This is a genomic window from Pseudomonas sp. PME37.24/006 (assembly GCF_055556635.1).
Map to the genome: position 1 here is coordinate 1 of NZ_JBVHNL010000200.1, position 256 is coordinate 256.

1 protein-coding gene is annotated in these 256 nt (G+C 71.9%); it reads right to left on the bottom strand.

The window, feature by feature from the left end:
- Positions 1 to 256, bottom strand: a 256-nt coding sequence (locus ACZ3GY_RS24395; RefSeq protein WP_465912367.1) for a VanZ family protein, incomplete at both ends; no start/stop codon positions are given.

The following is a 256-nucleotide window of genomic DNA, read 5'->3' on the forward strand; positions in this document are numbered from 1 at the left end:
GGCTATGCGCTCGCTGTGAGAACGGACAGCGCGGGCGATCAGCGCGCCGACGAGCACGCCCAGCGCCGCCCCGGCGGTGTTCGCGACGACGTCGCGCACGTCGGCCACACGGGTGGGGAGGAACAGCAGTTGCGTCGCCTCGATGGCGGCGCTGAGAACCAGCCCGCCCAGGATGCCGTGCCACGGGCGTCCGCCCCACGCGAGGGCCAGAAGACCGAGGGGGACGAACATCACGACGTTCGCGGAGAACTCGACG